Origin of the sequence: Nocardioides plantarum (assembly GCF_006346395.1) — a bacterium.
GTDB lineage: Bacteria > Actinomycetota > Actinomycetes > Propionibacteriales > Nocardioidaceae > Nocardioides > Nocardioides plantarum.
The window spans coordinates 2512474-2531637 of record NZ_VDMS01000001.1 but is presented as its reverse complement, the minus strand read 5'-3'; the positions used below and the strand labels follow the sequence as shown (position 1 = coordinate 2531637).

Genomic DNA, 19164 nt, shown 5'->3' with positions numbered 1-19164 from the left:
TTCGTCGGGTCAGGAGTCGGGGATGGTCGGGTCGGCCGCGTTCAGCGCCTCGATCAGGAACGTCAGCTCCATGAGGTGCTCGGCCGTCTTCCACAGCCGGTCGACCGGTGGCGGCACCTCCGCGGACCCGAAGGTCGAGGGCGACCAGGAGCCGTCGGCGTTCTGCCGGTCGAGGAACCACTCGGTCATCCGCTCGGCGTCGGCGGTGAACGGCGAGTGCGGGTCGAGCCTGAGGTCGCACGCGACACCCCAGGCGTACTTGCAGATCTGCACCGAGTGCGGATCGGTGAACTGTGCGTCGGTCCCGTCGGCGTTGAGCCGGAGGAAGGCACGGGCGAGGTCGAGGTCGTCGGACCCGGCCAGGGCGCGGTAGTCGTGCAGGAAGGCGGCGGCGATCCCGGGGTTGTAGTAGGCCTGCAGCGGTTCGCGGAAGTCGACGCGGAGCAGGAAGCGGCCGAAGAAGTCGTCCTCGGTCGGCACGAACAGCGTGCCGTCGTCGTACCGCCCGGCGTAGAGGACGTGGGGCAGCTCGGGCTGCCGAGCCCACAGCTCGCGCACCCAGGTCGCGATCGGATCCGCGATGTCCCGACGCCCGACGACGACCGCGGCGATGCCGAGCTGGCAGGTCTTCAGCAGGTCCTGGACGTGGGCGCCGCTCTCGTCCCGGTCCCGCTGGTCGTAGACACCCCCGGTGTGCCGGCTCTGGAAGAGAGCGCAGCGGTCCAGGAGGGCGTGGGCCAGATCGGGACGACCCAGGCGCCACGCGGCGATGGCGATCGCGCTGAGCTCGTAGACCGGGCTCGCGCCGGCCATGAACTCGGCCGGCCCGGGGCGCAGGTCGGCCTGGCCGTCCAGGGCCTCGCGCACCGCCCAGTCCAGGACGGCCCCGGCGGCGCCGTCGGCCCCGGCGACCGAGAGCGCCCACGGGACGCGCCACCAGGTGTTCTTCTGGGCGTGGTCACGCGGGCGACCGTCGTCGAGCTGCTGCTCGATCCAGTCGATCGCCTCCTGCTGGGCGCGCTGGGCCAAGTCCAGGAGGTCGGCCCGGGGCCGTGGTGTCGTCATCGTCGTCCTCGTCGCCAGGGGGCCGCAGCCTGCGGTGTGAGCCATTGCACACTCTGACTATCTGTCATAGTCTGCCATTTGGTCAAGGTGTGACGGAATCGCTGTCACCACGCCCGAGGAGGAATGCCCATGACGCTCGAAGGAGCCCAGCTGCGCACGAGGTTGGCCGGCGACCGCGAGCTCGCCGTACGGCTCAGGGCCTTCCATGGAACGGTGCGGGTCACCCTGGGCGAGACCGTCTTCGACCTCGTGATCGACGACGGCGCCGTCACTCCCACCGACGTGGACCCGTCCGCGGTCGACCCCGCCGTCGGCCTGACCATCCCCGCCGAGCTGTGGGACCTGATGGCCGTCCCCCACCCCCAGGTCGGGTTCGAGTGCCTCACGTCGGCCCAGGTGTTCGGCGCGACGATCGAGGCCGACTGGCCCACGGTGGTCGCCCCCTACCTCGGCGCGTGGAACCGGATCGTGCGTCTGGGGGTCGAGACCGCCGTCGGTCGCACCGAGCGGACCGTCGAGGCGGACCCGTTCGCCGACTCCGACGACCCGGTGGGGCGCTACGTCCGCTACTCGGTCGACGACCTCGAGTACCGCGTCTACTACGAGCAGGCCGGACGCGGTCCGGTGCCCGTGCTGTTCATGCACACCGCCGGAGCCGACGGCCGGCAGTATCGCCACGTCCTCGCGGACCCCGAGCTCCAGGAGCGCTACACCCTCGTCGCCATCGACCTGCCCTACCACGGCAAGTCCCTGCCCCCGGTCGGGTCGCGCTGGTGGGAGCAGGACCTGACGTTCGACAAGACCCTGCTGATGCGGTGGGTCACCGGCTTCATCACCGCGACCGGCCTGGACAGGCCGATCTTCGTCGGCTGCTCGGTGGGAGGCCAGCTCGCCTCCGACCTGTGCGCCCACCACCCCGATTCCATCCGGGGCGCGGTCGGCGTCAACGGGCTCTATCACATGGATTCGTGGGCCGGGTTCGACAACGACCGCTTCCGCGATCCACGGGTTGCCGCTGGCGCGGTCGGGTCGACGATGTTCGACGTCACCGGCGCCGACGCGCCCGAGGACTTCCGCCGCGAGGTGGAGTGGATCTACACCTCCAACCACCGTGACGCCTACCCGGCCGACAACGACTACTTCATGTTCGGTCACGACCTGCGCGTCGACGGGCACCTGATCGACACCGCCAGGACGCCGTTGACGATCCTCACCGGCGAGCACGACATCAGCATGCTGACCCCCGACGACAACGGGTCGGCGCTCGCGGCGAACATCCCCGGCGCCGAGTTCATCGTGATGCCGGGCCTGTCGCACTTCACGCCGTCGGACGACCCCGAGGGATTCCGCCCCTACCTCACGTCAGCCCTGGACCGGATGACCGCAGCCATCGAGGCGGCCGGACCCGACCGGAGCGCCCCGTGAGCCGCGTCGAGTTCGAGCAGCCCGACGGGACCGTCACCGCGGTGGACGCCACCGACGGCGAGTCGGTGATGCGCAGCGCCCTGGCCCACCTGGTCCCGGGCATCGTGGCCGACTGCGGCGGCGAGCTCTCCTGCGCGACGTGCCACGTCGTTGTCGCCGACGACTGGACCGCCGCCGTCGGGCCGCCGACGGGCTTCGAGGACGAGATGCTCGACGCGACGGCCGAGGAGCGAGAGCCCGGGAGCCGACTGTCGTGCCAGATCACGGTGGACCCCTCGATCGACGGCGTCAGGGTCCGGGTGCCGGCCAGTCAATGGTGAGCCGGCGGATCGTCGTCCTCGGTGCCGGGCACGCCGGAGCGGAGGTGGTCGCGGCGTTGCGTGCCGGTGGCTTCACCGGCGACCTCGTGCTCGTCGGCGACGAGACCGCCGTGCCCTATCAACGCCCACCGCTGTCGAAGGCGTTCCTCCAGGGGACAGCCACCGCCGCCGACCTGCCCATCCGACCGCGGTCCTTCTACGACCAGCAGCACGTCGACCTGGCGCTGGACCGACGGGCCGACAGCATCGACACCCACGCCAGGACGGTGCGGGTCGGCGCCCGGTCACACGAGTACGACGTCCTGGTGCTCGCCCTGGGAGGCCGGGTCCGGGCCCTGTCCGACCCGGTCGCCGCGGGCGCTACCAACCTGCATCACGTCAAGACCTGCGCCGACGTGGAGCGACTGAGGGAGCGGCTGAGGCCCGGTACCCGGCTCGGCGTCGTCGGCGGCGGCTTCGTTGGGCTCGAGGTGGCCGCGAGCGCACGAGACCACGGCGCCGCGGTCTCGGTGCTCGAGCTCGGCCCCCGCTTGCTGGGCCGGGTCTGCAGCGAGGTGGTTGCCACCCACGTCGCGTCCGTGCACCGTCGCCGGGGCGTGGAGGTCCGCACCGCGGCGACCGGCCTGCGCCTCGAGGCGGACCAGGACGGACGGATCAGCCGCCTGGTCACCGACCAGGGCGACGTCGAGGTCGACGAGGTGGTCGTCGGGATCGGGATGGTGCCGGAGACCGAGCTGGCGTCGCGGGCTGGGCTGGCCACGAACGACGGCGTCCTCGTCGACGTCGACTATCGCGCCTCGGCTCCCGAGGTGTTCGCGATCGGTGACTGCGCACGGGTGGTCCGCGCCGGCGGGTCGACCCGGCGCCTGGAGTCCGCCCCGCACGCCGCCGCGAGTGCCCGCCGGGCCGCGGCCGCCATTCTCGGGCGGCCCGCGCCGACCGACGGAGCACCGTGGTTCTGGTCGCACCAGTTCGACGTCAAGATCCAGATGGCGGGCGACCCCGACACACGACCCTCGCGGTGGGTGACCCGGGGCTCCGTCTCGGACGGGTCGTTCCTCGTCTTTGGTATCGTCGAGGATCGGATCGTGCGGGTCGAGGCGGTCGATCGACCTGCTGAGTTCACCCAGACGAAGCCGTGGCTCGGGCGGCCGATCCCGGCACTGATCGATCGGCTGACGGACGAGTCGGTCTCCTTGCGCCAGCTGCTCACCCGCCACTGAGGCGTCGCCCTACTTCCCGCCGTCCGACAGGAGCCCCTCCCGATGCCGGACACCCCCGAGCGCCCCGTGGGCGGGCGGGCCATCGCGCGTGAGGCCGTGCGGTCCAGGCTGTCCGACGCCGCACGCGAGCTCTTCGACCAGCACGGGATCGAGGGCACCAGCGTCGACATGATCGCGCTCGCAGCGGGGGTGTCCAGCCGCACCTTCTACCGCCACTTCGAGTCCAAGGAAGGCCTCGCGATGGCCTGGCTCGACGACCCGGGGCCGACGTTCCGCTCGGCGCTGCAGCAGCGCCCGGCCGACGAGCCGATCTGGGTCGCCCTGCGGCACGCCTTCGACTCCGTCCACGAGCCTGCGAGCCGCTTCGCCGAGCAGATGCGGATCAGTGCCGACATGGCTGACTCGTCGCCTGCCCTGATGAAGCGGGTGCGCGACCGGATCTTCGACTGGGAGATCGAGATGGCCGACGTGGTGCTCGAGCGTCTCCCGGAGCCGAGGTCCCGGCGCGATGCCGAGCTGCTCGCCGCCTGGGCGCTGAGCGCCCTGCGAGTCGCCTTCGAACGCTGGCGCGACGACGGCGACCCGTCGCTGGAGCTGCTCCGGCACAGGCTCGACGGCGCCTTCGAGTCCGCCACGACCCTGCTCGGACAGCGCCCGTGAGCAGCGACGCCCACGCGGCCCGCTCGTGCGCCTCGCCGAACCCCGCCGCCTGATCCACCAGCCTCCTGGCAGTACCGGGCATTCGGTCTCCGAGAGGGTCGCGCGTGGGTGAGACTGGTCCCATGCCTCGCCTGCCCGTCTGGGTCGCCATCGCCGCACTGCTCGCACCCGTCATCGGCTCGAGCGGTCCGGCCGACGCGGCCCCGACCCGGGTCGGCTCCGGGGTCGTCGGCGCCCAGACGGCCGGCGACACCCTGTTCCCCCACCAGGGCAACGGCGGGTACGACGTCGAGCACTACCAGCTGCGGATCAGGTGGTCGACGTCCCGGGCCATCAGCGCGACGGCGACCATCACCGCGACGACGACCCAGCAGCCGTTGACGACGTACTCGTTCGACCTCGAGGGACTCACGGTCACCGCGGTCTCGGTCGACGGCGACCCGGCGCGGTTCTCCCGGGTGGCGTCCGGGGACCGGCACAAGCTCGTCGTCACACCGGCCCGTCCCGTGAGCGGCCGGTTCACGACCACGGTCACCTACTCGGGCACGCCCGCCGCCCACACCGACCCCGACGGCTCCCAGGAGGGCTGGGTCGACACCGGCAGCGGCGCGACCTCGGGCGTCGTGGCCCTCAACGAGCCGGTCGGCGCGATGACGTGGTTCCCCAACAACAACACCCCGCGCGACAAGGCGACCTTCTCGACCACGGTGACCGTGCCCTACTCGGCGGCCGCGGGCTCGCAGAACCGCACCGTCGTCGGCAACGGGGTGCTCAGCGAGACGAGCCGGTCGTCGACCACCCAGTCCTTCACGTGGGATCAGCCCCGACAGCAGGCGACGTACCTCTCCTTCGTCGGCATCGGGCCGTACGTCGCCGCCGAGTCCGACGTCCCGCTCACCGACGGGACCACGCACGAGTACAGCTACCGCGACAGCGCGCTGTCCGCCGCCACGTCCGGCTTCACGGCCGCCCGAGGCCGGCTCGGCGAGATCCTCACGGCGATCGAGGGTCACTACGGCACCTACCCGGGCAGCTCGACGGGCGTGGTCGTCGACCGGGTGCCGAGCGGCGTCAGCTATGCGCTCGAGACCCAGGACCGCCCGTTCTTCCCCTCGCAGATCGACGAGCCGACACTGGTCCACGAGCTGGCCCACCAGTGGTTCGGCGACTCCGTCTCCCCCGCCGACTGGGGTGACGTCTGGCTCAACGAGGGCCCGGCCACGTTCGTCGAGACCGAGGTGGGCGCCGAGCTCGACGGCGGTAAGGGCACCCAGGACACCTACTACGACACCTGGCGCTCCTCGTCGACCGCGTCGCTGTGGTCGGTGCCGGCGGCCGGGTTCGACGACCCGTCCGAGCTGTTCGGCGAGCAGGTATACACCCGCGGCGCCGTCGCGCTGGAGGCCCTGCGCTCGGCCCTGGGCGACGACGTGTTCGAGGACGTGATGACCACCTGGCTGCGGACGTACGGCGGACGCAGCGCGACGACCGCGCAGTTCATCGCGGTGGCCGAGCAGGTCTCGGGCCAGGACCTGGACGCGTTCTTCCAGACCTGGGTCTACGGCACCCGCAAGCCGGCTGCGTGGCCCGTCGCCTACGACCTCACGCTCACCTCGGACCCGGTGAACGGCAGCGACGTCGCGCCCGGCTCGACGGTCGCCTACACGCTGACCGCGCACAACACCGGCAAGGTCCCCACCACCGCCTCGACCGTCGAGGTCGACGCGACCGAGCTGCGCGCCCGCGGCTACCTCGACCCGCTGCCGTCGGGCCTGACCCGCGCCTGGGAGACCATCACCTGGGACGTCCCGGCGATCCCGGTCGGCGAGACCGCGTCGGTCACCTTCACCGCCGCCCTCGTCCGTGGCCGGGGCGGCGCGTTCACCGTCCGCGCCCGGGGCACCACGCCCGGGGCCGACTGCGGCACCGGCTGCGTCACCACGTTGCGGCTGCCGATCGCCGCCATCGACAACCCCGACCCGGTCATCGAGGGCCGTTCCCGCGTCGGCGACCGCCTCCTGGTCAGCGTCCAGGACTGGGACCAGGAGCCCAGCTACGACTGGGAGTGGCTCCGCGACGGGGTGCGCATCCCCTACGCCATCTACTCCAGCTACGAGGCGACCGCCGCCGACCTGGGAGCCGCCATCACGGTGCGCGTGACCGGCTCGGGCGAGGGCTACGAGACGGTCACGCGCACCGGCGGGCCCGTCACGGTCGAGCCCGGCGTGCAGCACTCCACCTCGGCCCCGACCGTCACCGGTGAGCCGCGGGTGGGCACGACCCTCACCGCGGTCCACGAGTCCTGGGACCGCGACGCCACGCTCACCTACCAGTGGTCGCTCGACGGCGAGCCGATCCCGGGCGCCACCGCGGCGACGTACCGGCCGATCCCCGCGCAGGCCGGCCACCAGCTGACCGCCTCGGTCACCGGCACCCTCCCCGGCTACACGACCGCCACCGAGAGCAGCGAGCCCGTCACCGTCATCCCGATCGACGCCCCGTTCTCCCCCGTGCCGACCCTGTCGGCCGCCCCGCGCGTCGCGGTGCCGGTCTCGGTCGTGCCGGGCGAGTGGACCGACGACGCCGAGCTGACCTACCAGTGGTTCGTCGCCGGGTACGCCGTCGGGACCGGTCCGACCTACACCCCGCGTCCCGAGGACCGTGGCTTCGGCCTGACCGTGCGGGTCACCGGCACCCGTGACGTCGCCGGCTACGAGACGGTGACCCGCACGAGCGAGCCCGTCGGCGTCGATCCCGGGATCCTCGACCCCGCCCCGATCCCCACCGTCCAGGGCACGGCCACCACCGGGCAGACCCTCACCGGCGTCCGCGGCACCTGGGCGCCCGAGGTCATGTTCACGTTCAACTGGGTCGTCGGCGGCGTCGGGGTCCCCGGCCCGTCCTCGACGACCTACGTCGTACGCCCCCAGGACGTCGGCAAGTCCATCGTCTTCGCGGTCACCGGCGAGCGGCCGGGCTACTCGTGGGAGATCCGCCGCAGCCGCCCGGTGCTGGCCAAGCCGGCTGACCAGACCCGCCAGCCCCGCCCGAGCATCGCCGGCAACCCGGTCGCCGGCCGCACCCTGCGCGCCTACGTCGGCGCCCACGACCCGGGCACCAGGGTCAGGGTGCAGTGGTACGTCGGTGGCGTCGCCGTCCCCGGCGCCACCGCCACGACCTATCGGTTGCGCGCCGCCGACCGCGGTCGCTCGGTGCGCGTCCGGACGCGCACGAGCAAGCTGGGCTACCGGGTGGTCGTGAAGGACAGTCCGTCGTTGCGCGTGCGCTGAGGTCGGTGCCGGCGTACCGGGGTCGTCGCACGGAGCGGCCTGCGGTCGTCAGTCGAGCTTCACCAGGACCATTTTCGGAGTGGCCGCCCGTTGTTGACGGCCACCCCTGGAGGCTGGCCCGACTCGAACGGTGCCGTCACCCTTGTGTTCAGTGACGCCCAGTACCAGCGCTGGGCGTTGAGCAGCCCGAATGTCAACGGTACGACAGCACCGCACGCTCGTGCCGCAGACGGTGTGCCCAGAGGTGATGGGTTCCTCGTGTGCTGCCGAGCCCTGCGGGACCTACCCCACGAGTGGCTCGGCCACGGATTCACGTACGGCGGCGGCGAAGGAGGGGTGCACCCGGGTGACGACCAGGTCGTCGTGTCGTGTCGCGACGATGCCGACCCCGTGGCGTCGTCCGTTGCTCATGCCAACGACGAGGGCGACCACGATCACGACAACGGACGCCCCGACCCCTGCTCCCGCGTCGCCGTCACTCGCCACCAGGGCAAGCACTAGCCCCATCAGGCCAACGATCCCCAGAAGCCACGCACGTCGCCTGCCCTGCTTCCAGCGGTCGTAGACGGCGTGAGTAAAAGGCAGCGTGACCCGAAATTTCTGGGAGGCCATGGCACTCGCGAACAGGTAGCCGAGCACGGTGATCAACAGCAGGAAGCTCACCCACGGCGGAGTCGTGCTCCCGTTGATGGTGACCGTCTCTCTGGTCGGCAGGCCGGTCTTCACGCAGACCTCGAGGTCGACGACCACCGTGCTCCCGGTCCGCCCGAGCTTCACCGTCGACATGGCGCCGATGCTACGAGACCTGCGCGGTCGAGGCCGCAGACCCACCCGGAGTCGGGCAGCCTGGGATCGGCACGACATCGAGAAGTTTTCACCCCCGAGGGCTGAAATCGTTTTACGGTGGTCACTGCGTCAGCGGAACAGGACGGCGGGCCGGCCAGGCCCACCCCCCAGCCATCTGCCGACTGACGCCGCCCTCGGCGGACAACCTCAGATTGCGGTCGCATGAGCGCTCCCACCCCCGCCCTCCCGTTGACGCGTGATCTGCTGCTGGCCCAGATCGTCGAGGTCTCGGCCGACGCGATCTTCAGCGAGGACCTCGACGGCACGATCACGACCTGGAACGCCGCGGCCGAGCGCATCTACGGACGCAGCGCCCGCGAGATGGTGGGCCGGTCCACGGCCGACCTACTTGCCCCGGGGGCGGCCCTCGAGCTGCGCTCGGTGCACGAGCAGGCCCTGGCCGGACAGCGCGTCGACCGGTTCGACAGCTGGCACCTGCGCCCCGACGGCCGGCGGATCGCCGTCTCGCTGACCGTGTCCCCGCTGCGTGACGGTGACGGGGTGGTCGCCGGCCTGGCGACGAGCGTCCAGGACGTCACCGACCGGGTCCGCCTGAGCGCGGCACTGGCACGCTCCAACCGGGACCTCGAGCAGTTCGCGTTCGTCGCCTCCCACGACCTCTCCGAGCCGTTGCGCGCCATGACCGGGTTCGTCCAGCTGATCGAGCGGCGCTACGCCCCGGTGCTCGACGAACGCGGCCTCGGCTACATCGCCCACGTCGTGGACGGGGCGGCCCGGATGCGAGCCCTCATCGACGACCTCCTCGAGTACTCCCAGTACCTGCTGGTCGACCCACCGGGCCGCCGGGTGGACACCACCGCAGCCGCCCGGGGTGCGGTGGTGTCGCTGGACCTGGCCGGCGTGACCGTCGGCGACCTGCCCGACGTCTGGTACGACGAGCCGTCGGTGCTCGCCGTGCTGCGCAACCTGATCAGCAACGCAGCCAAGTTCCAGGAGCCCGGCGTCGTCCCTGTCGTCGAGGTGACCGGCCGGCTCCAGGACGGTCGAGCGCTCATCTGCGTCGACGACAACGGCATCGGGATCGAGCCGGAGTACCGGGAGCGCATCTTCCGCATGTTCGCCCGGCTCCACGTCCGCGAGGCCTTCTCGGGCACCGGCATCGGGCTGGCGATCGTCCAACAGGTTGCCGAGAGGTCCGACGGCGCGGCCTGGGTCGAGCCCTCCCCGCTCGGGGGCAGCCGGTTCTGCATCACCCTTCCCGCGGCACCCGACCAGGAGCCGGCGGCATGAGCAGCGCCGGCGCGCTGGTCCAGATCCTGCTCGTCGAGGACAGCTTGGCCGACGTGGAGCTGACGCTCGACGCGCTCAGCGACGCCCGGGTCTCCCACGAGGTGACGGTCATCCGGGACGGCGCGTCCGCCCTCGACCACCTCCGGGCGCACCGCGAGAACCCCCCGGACCTGATGATCCTGGACCTGAACCTGCCTCGGCTCTCGGGCCACGAGGTGCTCGCCGCGATGCAGGCCGACGAGCTGCTCCACCGCATCCCGGTCGCGGTGCTCACCACCTCCGCGGCCGAGTCCGACGTGATGCGGACCTACGACCTCGGAGGCAACTGCTTCCTCACCAAGCCCGCCGACATCGACGAGTTCACCCACGTGGTGCGCTCGATCGAGGACTTCTGGCTCGGGCTGGTCAGGCTGCCGAAGTGAGCGAACTCGCGGCGGCCTCGACCCTCGATCGGAGCTCGCCCCTGCGGTTCCTGCTGATCGAGGACTCGACCTCCGACCGCGAGCTCGTCCGGGCCCTGCTCGAGGACGAGTTCGCCCACGGCGAGATCGAGGCGGCCGCGGACCTCGAGCAGGCGCTGGTGATGCTGACCGACTCCCACTTCGACCTGGTCCTGGCCGACCTCACCCTGCCGGACGCGGACGGTGGCGCCGTCGTCCGCGCCGTCCGCGATGCCTCACCGCAGACGGCTCTGATGGTCCTGACCGGTCGGGTCGACGGCACCCTGGCGCTGTGGGCGCTGGCCGAGGGGGCCCAGGACTACCTGGTCAAGGGCGAGCACGACGGGCCGCGGCTGGGCGATGCGCTGCTGCGCGGCGTGCAGCGCAGCCGCACCGAGCAGCTGACGCACGCCGCCCTGGTCACGGCGCTGGAGCAGGAGAGCGAGAGCACACGACGGCTGCGCGAGCTGGATCGGGCCAAGAACGAGTTCGTGGAGACGGTCAGCCACGAGCTGCGCACTCCCCTGAGCAACATCACCGGGTACGCCGAGCTGCTGCAGGACGCGACGACCCTCAGCCCCCACGAGGCCGGGTTCGTCGACGCCATCGCCCGCAACGCCGCCCGCCTCACGTCCCTGGCCGACGACCTCGTCCTGCTGCTCGGGCTCTCGGCCGACGCCGAGGAGCACGTGCCGGTCGCGGTGGACCTGCGGGCCGTGGTCGTCCGGGCCCGCGAGATGGTGCTGGCCGGAGGCACCGCCAGCCGACTGGACATCTCGTTCGACGTGACCGAGCGGTCTGCCTTCGTGTCGGGGAACCCCGGGCAGCTGGAGCGCGTCGTGCTGAACCTGATGGGCAACGCCATCAAGTTCAGCGAGGACGGCGGATCCGTCGTCTGCCGGGTGAGGACCACCGAGTCGGACGTCCTCCTCGACGTCACCGACACCGGTATCGGGATCCCGCCGGACGAGCGGTCGCAGCTGTTCAACCGGTTCTTCCGGGGAGCGTCCGCCCATCAACGCGCCATCCCTGGCACGGGCCTGGGCCTCCACCTGGTGTCCATCATCGTGGCCGGACACCGCGGCGACGTCACCGTCGCGTCCGAGGTCGGCGAAGGGACCACCTTCACGGTGCGGCTCCCGAGGACTGTCCGGCCATAGCGGCCCGCACGAGGTGCGTCCGCCGCGTGAGATGGGACCACCCACGTGCGGCCGACGACGACAACGGCCCCCGATCGCGTCTCCGCGGACCGAAGGCCTTCAGGTGAGCCGCCTGTCAGAATCGAACTGACGACTGCCGCGTGCCGGGTTCAGTAGAGCCTCCATCAGACCCGGCACGCGACACCTCAATCGAAGTGCAGCTGCACGTAGGAACGGATCCCAGCCAGGCCGAGAAGTATCTGTGCTGTTCGAAGCGCCGCGGACCGCTCAGACTCGCCGGTGCGCCCCATCCGTAGCGGGTCGTAGACGAGGACCGGGCCACCGAGGCCCTTACGCGTGAAGGTGTAGGGGTGGCGGTGTCGGCGGGCCCACTTGAAGAAGGCTTCCTGTCGGCCGGTCCCCCGGGGTATCCAGAGAGCCCCGGAGGATGACACGGCGTTGCCGAGCATGGTGCGTGCGGTGTTGACGGCGATGGTTTCGACGAATTCGGCTAAGCCCGACCAGTCCGTCGACTCCAGTCCGTCGACTCCTAATGGAACGCCGTAGCGAACGGGGAACCGTATTCGTCCTCGCGTGGGTTGGGGTGCGCCGTCGCCAGCCAAAGTCCGCTCGCGGGACCCGGGTCCCGTGGATCGCCGTCACCGAGGTCGGCGGTCGCCAGCGGGTTCGTCCTATCTCGAAAGGTCCATGACGTTGTCAGCAGTAGGTGTCCCCGTCGGGTGGGAAGCGCGACGGGCACAGTGAACTGGAGAGCGGCGTCGGCAGTCGGCCGGATGTCAGCGGCGGGGAACGGTGAAAGGAGGACGCTGCTGAGGGACGATGCGACGAGCAGTGCAGTAGTACCGCGATCGAGCAGTCCATGATCAGCGAACTCCACCCAACGTTGCTTCTCGTGACCCGGGTCCAGCAGGTAGGTGCGGACCTTGCGTTCGACCTCGTTGGGGTTGGGGTACTGATGGAAGGCCAGCGTGCGTGACACATCAGCGCCATCTTCGCGTCGGTCTTGACTGCTGATCCGTGGCCCAGTCCGGTCCTCGATGCGCCTCAGGACCTGGCCCACGGGCGTGTCGTGCTGTGGTGGAGGCGCAGGAATGGGAAGTGGGTCGGGCATGTCCCAGCCGAGCGCCCTTTCGTCGGTGTAGACGGTCTCGTCGAAGGCTTCGTAGAAGATGGCTTCGCCGACGAACGACCGCGTGGGGTTCGTCAGTAGCAGCGTGCCGCCGCTTTCTTCGAGCTCGGGCTCGTCCTCGAGCCGTTCGAGTACTCGCCCGTGGCTCACCACCACGGTGGGAAGCATCTGACCCCATAGGAGGCTGGCGACAACCGGGTCACGGGGGTCGAACCGGCCGTGTGCGATGAGGTTCGAGCCGACCTCGCCGAGCCCACGGGTCGCGGTGAGGTCGTCGTCGTCGATGTGGGAGAAGACAAGCGCGGGACTCCCCACGAGCGGCTGTTTGGGTGACGGGTTATGGACGTCGAGGATCTCTCGAAGTCGCACTTCGTGATCGCGGTCGAGTGCAGCTCGGCGCCGGTCCTGCCAAGACAGAAGGGTGCGTCCTTCGTTCTCGACGAACGGGCCGTAGGACAGCGCGGACGCGAAACCGGAGTCCCTCAGGATGTCGCCGCTCTTGATGCGGACGTGCGCTGGTGGACCGGTTCGTCCTGAGCTCGTGAGGTGGCCCAGCACAGCTTTCAACATCCGAGCCCAGTGGACGTCGTCGTCGAAGACGAAGACTCCGGGCCGGAAGCCGACCGATGAGCCTTGGCTGATCACGCTCTGGTCACTCACAAGCCGTCCGAACCCGGCACGCGCGACGACCTGTTGAGCACGTCGCCGTGGGGGATGTGGCACGGCCGGCTCGCCTGGCACTGTCCCTCCGGCTCCACCGGACGGCCTTCGGTTCGAACAACCTCACCTTGGTTTCCGGAAACATCACTCACTGGCTGGGGCGGAAGACAGAGCATCGCACGTTTTCTCTTTGGGAAGACTCTAAAGTGAAACGGTTGACGCGCTCGTACCCGTGAGGTTCCCTTCAACGTGACACCGGGGGATCCCCGATGTCCCGATCTGGTCTGCTCAGGCTCCACCCTCCGCACGTCGTCGGTAATGCGCGTTGCGGCCCATGTCTTGGCCGCGTTCGAGGACGTCTCCGAACCGATCGAGCACTCCACGCGCCCCTGCCGTGGTCAGTCCGGTAAGGGCCGCGTAGTCACCGGAGGTGATGCGGTCGTGCTGGTCGAGCCAGGTGGTGATGACATCGCCGGCATTGTCGGTGTTGGGCGGAAGGAACCACAGGACGCCCGAGCGACGCAGAGAGGCGATCTCGTCTGTTCCTCTCTTCACGACTCGGCGTGCTCGCTTCGACAGAGTCCACACGTCCTTGTAGGGGGTAATGATGGGCTCGGTGTCGATGACACAGCGACTGGCGGTTTCAAGAGCTTGACGCGCATCGTCCGGCGCCACTTGCAGTACCTGGGCGATGTCCCTCGTGGTCGCGCACGGGCGGTGCAACAGCGTATGGAGGATGAGCGCGACTTGGACGTCACGCCGCCTGATCACCGGCTGGATGCTGTTCATCAACCGCATGACAGGGACAACAGGCTGACCGCCGACCAGCTTCGCCCTCACCCGTGGCCCAGGTTCCTCATCAAGAAGAGGGGGGCGGTGTCCCAGGGAGACCATCTCGCGGTACATACGGTCTACGCCAAAGCCCTGTTTGTCGACGAGGCCGAGGGCTCGGACCGCGTCGGCAAGCGCTGGTGACCGGGAGTAGCGCTGGGTGAGGATGTTGGTGACTTCGACACCGCCGGTGAATCCTCCCGGCGAGATGACGGTCAGGGATGCGTCGGCCTCGATCCACGTTACGGCCGTGGGTTCTTGTTGATGCCAGTCGCGGTGCACGACGCCGTTGAGGACCGCCTCCCGAGCCGCTCGTGGCGGTAGGAGTCGAACGGAGTGTTCTGCGAAATCACCGGGCAGGGTGACCCTGTCGTTTGCTGCATCCATGAGGTCTTCGATGCGCTGGATCTGTTCAAGGAGGGATGTGCCAGCGAAGTCTTCCTCATGGGCCAGGACTTCTCCGCCTGTGACGTCGAGACGCGTCCACGAAAGCCACGGCCGTGGGCCCCCGCAGAACAGCAGGGCTCCCGCTTGGGTGAGCAACTGTTCCGGGGTGAGGACCCCGATGCGACGCAGCAGCTCCGGGGTCGCCGCTTCGGCGAGGTCGCCATTGCTGTCCGATCGTCGCGCGATGTAGTCGCGTGCGACGGTCATGGAACCAGGGGTGATGTCGGCGACCGTCATCGTGCTGGGTCGTGCCATTGCGTCCCAGCCGGCTCGTCCTTGTCTGTGAACCCACCAGGTGCCGCGGTCGATGGGCTCGCACGCCTTCCCGACCCGCCACCGGATGCGGTCGGAGGTGTCCTCGACCGGCTCTCGCGCTTCGGGGACGTAGAGGACCAGGAGTCGTATGCCTTGTTCAATGGTGGCTTCGATGTTGGGGGCGACATCGACGCGTCGGTGGATCTGGTTGCGGAGCCATTCGATGTCGAGGTCGGTACCAATGAGGTCGCCGGTCTTGTCTTCGATGCCGACGATCAGGGCACCCCCGCCTGGCGTGTTGGCCATGCATGCAACTTCGTCGGCGAGTTGGTCGGCGGCCCTGGTGTTCTGGGGCGCTGCTGGGAGTAGAACGCCTCCAGACCCTCTACGACCTGCTTCCTCTTTGATGTCGACGCGTTCGCGTTCGGCGTCGTCGGGCAGGATCCCGGACCTCAACTTGGTGAGGCACTCAGCGACGGCGTCCCGAGCCACCCGGAGGTCGGCCAGCAGCTCCGTGCCGGGTTGAAAGGTCATGATTCGCAGCAACTCCCCCGCCTGTTTCCCTTTAGGGCTATCCCAAAGTGATAGTAGCACCGGGCAGGGCTTCCGATGCCACCTCACGAGGCTGGGGCCCGCAGTAGCCACCGCAGCACCGGGCAGCCCGACCGGCACCAGACAGCCAAGACTCTCGGCACCCTGATCCCGATCCGCGGCGAACTGACGAGCCCCTACGCCCCGAACGCGTACTAGATTCGGTGTTGCGCGGCAGGTACCTCCCTTACCGAAAGGACAACGCCGTCGACAGTTGCCTGCTTCGGTTGCGTTTACGGTGTTCCCAAACTGCAAGCGGACAGCGCGCAGGGCCCAGGAGTTGCCGAAAGCGGGTTTCGGTTCGCTGCACGCCGCACCGGAGCCGTCCACAGCGGAGGCGCTAACTGGACGTGCGACAGGTTCGAATGCCTCACCCGAGCAGCCGGTCCAGCTTCGCCGGACCGACATCGACCCCGTACATCCGACCGTCCGATGAGCGCCAGTCCTCGCCGTAGGAGATGAGAGCCCAGCCTGCGACACCCGCGCCGACGTCTGCACCGCCGTCCCCGTCATTCTGCACCCCAGGTAACTGCCAGACCTCGACATCGTGCGTGCGCATCCAGCCGGCCGAGCTTCCCTGTCGGCCATGTCAAGGCAACAGAGCAGCCGTACGCCGCCGTCCTCTAGGGGGTTTGAAGACCATCGGGCTGTGGACCGACGCCGGCGACGCAGCCAACGTGGTCATCTGCCACGGCGCCCGGTCCGTCGAACCCACCGGAACGAGCCCTGACAGGCTCGCCGCCAAACCAACAACGACTGCACGGCGATCTCGCAGCGAGCCTGCATCAGGTTCAAGCTGTCTTGACCAGCTTCGCGACCGACGGGCTACCAAGCTTCATCAGCGCGACATCCAGCCACGTCGAGTCCTGCTCGACGAGGCGCCACATCACACTGCTTACCGGGCCGTCGACACCCGGCAGGTGGTAGGTCGTCCGCGCCCGGTCCAGAGGCACCGGGTGCACGGCCGCTCGGTTCACGCCAGTCACGACGTGTTCCGGCGTCACAGGCGGCCATCGCCGCCGACCCGCACTCGAGAAAGTCAGCCCTTGTACTGAAGCGGTCGCCGCAGCGGCGTCGAAGAGCAAAGCTCGGTAGGCGTCAAGCTGGTCGGGCAGTGACGCGGAGGCCACAGGGCTGAGGAGGTCCACGGCCCCGTGGTTCTCAACCCATAGCCACGCGGCTGGGGCGCTCTCGACCTGGCGCGCTTTGTGGCTGACACGTTCACGGATGCGTGACCCGACATCTACTTCGATACTCGGGCCGACCAGTTCAACACCGGTAGGGGCGTCCCCTGGAGCCACGAGCACCTCGGACTCATCCCAGCGGAGCGCTAACGCGATGCCGAGCCGACCTACGTCGGCCGCCTGTTGCTCGACCCAGACGCCCCACTTGTCCAAGTCGGTCTCGATGATGGGGAGCTGACCGGAGAAGTGAACTCGGTGCCGTCTCGATGACTCGTCGACAACTGCAAACATGTGATTCGACAGTTCCGTCTGTCTGTCAAGTCGACTGCTGGTCGCATCGCAAAGACTTCGACGGTCACTTCGGTGCCGTCAGACCGCAACAACAGGTCGCCAGGGCGAGGCTCGAAAGTCACCTGCATACCCGCGGCGGTTGCCATCGCTGCGAGGCGGGTCTGAGTGAGGGTGTGGAGTAGCCGTGCAATCGAAACGTCTCGACGCAGGTCCTTACGTACTTGACCGATACCGCGCGCATCGGTCTGCGTCATCAGGGCCGCCCACCAGCCGACAACCTCGATGAAGGAAGCCGCTGCACCGATGTCGCCGTTCAGCGACATCGCGGGCGAGAACCGACGCAGCGAGGGGATCCGGCCCTCTGCGCCAGCGCCGATCGCTGTCGGCAGCCAGTCCCATCCGAACCATTGGGTGAGGTCAGCCGCGACACGTGGGACGAGTGCGGCCCCCGAGGGCGTCAAATGTGTGGCGCCGACAGTGACCCCGAGGAAAGTCGCCCAAGTTGCTGGGACGGCTCCGGTGTCGATGTCGTCCCAGTTGTCGCGGTCAGCGTCGAGCGAGGTACCTCCACGGGGTGGCTGCGGGCTGCGAATTGGGGCTCATGCCCGGCAGGCGTCGCCGACGTGCGAGAACCGTTTTCCCGTGAGTTTCCCTGGACTTGAGCCTGATCCGCGCAAATACCAAAGGCCCCCGATCTGCGGTCCGGCAGGTCAGGGGCTTTCAGGCGAGCCGCCTGTCAGAATCGAACTGACGACCTAGTCATTACGAGTGACTCGCTCTACCAACTGAGCTAAGGCGGCGTGCCGCCCGGCGTCAGCCGGACAACCCGCAGAAGTATAGGGGTCGCCCACGGGCGGCTCCCAAACGGGATTGCCGGTCTTGCTCAGGCCGCGACGGTCTGCGCCGTACGACGCTCGGCGCGGTTGCCGGTGACCGCGGTCTGCTCGACGCCGCACCAGCAGGTGAAGCCGACGAGGATGCCGGAGTCGGTGTTGGTCAGGCCGGTGATCTGGCTGGGGAAGATCAGCTGCCTCTGGTCGCAGGAGGTGCAGTGGTGGAGGAACATGCCTCTATTCTCCGGCGAGATCGGATCCAGGGGTAGCCTTGCTTTCCAGAGGCAGCCCAAGGAGAAACCTATGCTTTCGTTGCACCAGCTGCGCTGCTTCCTGGCGACCTACGAGCACGGGTCTCTCACCGGGGCGGCCGACGAGCTCGGCTACGCCCAGCCGTCGGTCTCCGAGCAGGTCCGCGCGCTGGAGAAGACGCTGGGCGTCCAGCTGTTCCGGAGGGTCGGGCGGGGCGTCGTACCGACGACGATCGCCGACACCCTGCGTCCGCACGCCGAGAAGGTGCTGGCGAGCGTCGAGGAGGCGCGGCAGGCCGTGCAGAGCGCCAAGACGTTCGAGACCGGGACGATCCGGTTCGGGATGTTCGGGGTGGCGCGGCTCTACGCGAGCGCGGGGCTGATCGCCGACGTGCTGGCGCGCTACCCCGGCGTCCGGGTCGAGCTGGTCGGGCAGAACTCCACCGAGGTCGCCGACGACCTGCGCCGTGGGCGGCTGGAGGCCGCGATGCTGGCGGTGTCGGGAGTGCAGAGCGAGGGCATCACGATCACCCCGGTGGCCCGCGAGGAGCTCGTCTACATCAGTGCCGACCCAGCGCGCCTCACCACGCCGGTGACCGCCCGGCGCCTCGCCGAGGCCAGCCTGGTGATGCCCGAGACGACGTGGCGCCACGACGACTCGACGCGCATCCTGCTGCGCCAAATGCTCCACGAGACCGGGCGCAACCCGCAGACCCGGATCGAGGTCGAGGACGTCGAGACCGCAGTCGAGCTCGTCGGGATGGGCCTGGCCGACTCCGTCATTCCGCGCGGTGCTGCCGAGCAGCTGATCCCGCGGCTCGCACCCGGCGCCGGGTGGGTCTCGCTGCGCCCCAAGCAGTGGGACACGTTCGGGATCGTGCACCGCACCGGCGCCGTGCTGTCCCCCGCGGCCCAGCTGATGATCGAGCTGGCCACCACGCGGATCCGGACGGTCGCCGAGCCGCTGGGGGTCTCGTAGGGCGGGCTGGAGGGCGTGGTGAGAGGCCGGTGG

At 69.5% G+C, this 19164-nt stretch carries 15 protein-coding genes and 1 tRNA gene; 9 read left to right on the top strand and 7 right to left on the bottom strand.

What is annotated here, in order from left to right; genetic code table 11:
* Window positions 1-9: 9 nt before the first annotated feature.
* Window positions 10-1065, bottom strand: coding sequence for a hypothetical protein (locus FJQ56_RS11830; protein ID WP_140009581.1), 1056 nt, complete (start codon window positions 1063-1065; stop codon window positions 10-12).
* Window positions 1066-1194: 129 nt separating this feature from the next.
* Between FJQ56_RS11830 and FJQ56_RS11825 the strand changes: the two genes are divergently transcribed.
* From FJQ56_RS11825 to FJQ56_RS11805, 5 genes are all read left to right on the top strand, one after another.
* A complete protein-coding gene (locus FJQ56_RS11825) occupies window positions 1195-2490 on the top strand; it encodes an alpha/beta fold hydrolase (RefSeq protein ID WP_170215359.1) in 1296 nt (431 codons plus the stop codon).
* Window positions 2487-2810, top strand: a complete 324-nt coding sequence (locus tag FJQ56_RS11820; RefSeq protein WP_140009579.1) for a 2Fe-2S iron-sulfur cluster-binding protein — start codon at window positions 2487-2489, stop codon at window positions 2808-2810. The genes FJQ56_RS11825 and FJQ56_RS11820 overlap by 4 nt, the downstream gene beginning before the upstream one ends.
* Window positions 2807-4033, top strand: a complete 1227-nt coding sequence (locus FJQ56_RS11815) for an NAD(P)/FAD-dependent oxidoreductase (RefSeq protein ID WP_170215358.1) — start codon at window positions 2807-2809, stop codon at window positions 4031-4033. Before FJQ56_RS11820 ends, FJQ56_RS11815 begins: the two co-directional genes overlap by 4 nt.
* Window positions 4034-4075: 42 nt before the next feature.
* Window positions 4076-4693, top strand: a complete 618-nt coding sequence (locus FJQ56_RS11810) for a TetR/AcrR family transcriptional regulator (RefSeq protein ID WP_140009577.1) — start codon at window positions 4076-4078, stop codon at window positions 4691-4693.
* A gap of 122 nt (window positions 4694-4815) precedes the next feature.
* Window positions 4816-7983, top strand: a complete 3168-nt coding sequence (locus tag FJQ56_RS11805; RefSeq protein WP_140009576.1) for a M1 family aminopeptidase — start codon at window positions 4816-4818, stop codon at window positions 7981-7983.
* 282 nt (window positions 7984-8265) lie between these two features.
* On the opposite strand, the gene FJQ56_RS11800 is transcribed toward FJQ56_RS11805, so the two are convergent.
* Window positions 8266-8769 carry a hypothetical protein gene (locus FJQ56_RS11800; RefSeq protein WP_140009575.1) on the bottom strand — a complete coding sequence of 168 codons (504 nt, stop codon included), beginning with the start codon at window positions 8767-8769 and terminating at the stop codon, window positions 8266-8268.
* Between the two features lie 222 nt (window positions 8770-8991).
* On the opposite strand from FJQ56_RS11800, the gene FJQ56_RS11795 reads away from it, so the two are divergent.
* From FJQ56_RS11795 to FJQ56_RS22170, 3 genes are read left to right on the top strand one after another with little or no spacing between them, the layout of a single operon-like run.
* Window positions 8992-10080: a sensor histidine kinase gene (locus FJQ56_RS11795; RefSeq protein WP_140009574.1), complete on the top strand. Its 1089-nt coding sequence runs from the start codon at window positions 8992-8994 to the stop codon at window positions 10078-10080.
* Window positions 10077-10502 carry a response regulator gene (locus FJQ56_RS11790; RefSeq protein ID WP_140009573.1) on the top strand — a complete coding sequence of 142 codons (426 nt, stop codon included), beginning with the start codon at window positions 10077-10079 and terminating at the stop codon, window positions 10500-10502. Before FJQ56_RS11795 ends, FJQ56_RS11790 begins: the two co-directional genes overlap by 4 nt.
* Window positions 10499-11680, top strand: coding sequence for a sensor histidine kinase (locus FJQ56_RS22170; RefSeq protein ID WP_170215357.1), 1182 nt, complete (start codon window positions 10499-10501; stop codon window positions 11678-11680). The genes FJQ56_RS11790 and FJQ56_RS22170 overlap by 4 nt, the downstream gene beginning before the upstream one ends.
* A 529-nt stretch (window positions 11681-12209) precedes the next feature.
* On the opposite strand, the gene FJQ56_RS11775 is transcribed toward FJQ56_RS22170, so the two are convergent.
* The 5 genes from FJQ56_RS11775 to FJQ56_RS11755 all read right to left on the bottom strand — a co-directional run bounded on the left by FJQ56_RS11775 (window position 12210) and on the right by FJQ56_RS11755 (window position 18134).
* Window positions 12210-13469 (bottom strand): hypothetical protein, encoded by a 1260-nt coding sequence (locus tag FJQ56_RS11775; protein ID WP_140009572.1) that lies wholly within the window; start codon window positions 13467-13469, stop codon window positions 12210-12212.
* 288 nt (window positions 13470-13757) lie between these two features.
* Window positions 13758-15536 (bottom strand): DUF5635 domain-containing protein, encoded by a 1779-nt coding sequence (locus FJQ56_RS11770; protein ID WP_140009571.1) that lies wholly within the window; start codon window positions 15534-15536, stop codon window positions 13758-13760.
* Between the two features lie 848 nt (window positions 15537-16384).
* Window positions 16385-17068: a hypothetical protein gene (locus FJQ56_RS11765; protein WP_140009570.1), complete on the bottom strand. Its 684-nt coding sequence runs from the start codon at window positions 17066-17068 to the stop codon at window positions 16385-16387.
* Window positions 17069-17795: 727 nt separating this feature from the next.
* A tRNA-Thr gene (locus tag FJQ56_RS11760) sits at window positions 17796-17868 on the bottom strand.
* 83 nt (window positions 17869-17951) lie between these two features.
* Entirely contained in the window at window positions 17952-18134 is a 183-nt protein-coding gene (locus tag FJQ56_RS11755; protein ID WP_140009569.1) for a hypothetical protein, read from the bottom strand.
* Window positions 18135-18204: 70 nt separating this feature from the next.
* Here FJQ56_RS11755 and FJQ56_RS11750 point away from each other — a divergent pair, with 70 nt between their 5' ends.
* Entirely contained in the window at window positions 18205-19131 is a 927-nt protein-coding gene (locus tag FJQ56_RS11750) for a LysR family transcriptional regulator (RefSeq protein ID WP_140009568.1), read from the top strand.
* Window positions 19132-19164: the final 33 nt, after the last annotated feature.